General features: G+C 70.5%; 1 pseudogene. It reads right to left on the reverse strand.

From position 1 onward, the window contains the following. Positions 1-254: pseudogene (locus SB764_RS42515) on the reverse strand (LD-carboxypeptidase); the annotation flags it as partial.

The following is a 254-nucleotide window of genomic DNA, read 5'->3' on the forward strand; positions in this document are numbered from 1 at the left end:
CTTTGGCCCGGCGCGTCGCCCATCGGCAGGCCCAGCCGGGTGAAATTGCCCGCCAGCACGCCCTTGATATGGTCGAACTTGCCCGCCGAACGCAACTGCCACAGCAGGCGGTCGATGCGGGGCAGCGCCTCGTTGACGTCCTCGATGAACAGGATGGCGTCGCGCGTGGCGATCTCATGGCGCGAGCCGATCATGGCGGCGATCAGCGCCAGGTTGCCGCCCACCAGCCGGCCGCTGGCCACGCCCGGCGCCAG

This window comes from Paraburkholderia sp. SIMBA_027, from assembly GCF_046535315.1.
Taxonomy (GTDB): Bacteria; Pseudomonadota; Gammaproteobacteria; order Burkholderiales; family Burkholderiaceae; genus Paraburkholderia; species Paraburkholderia tropica.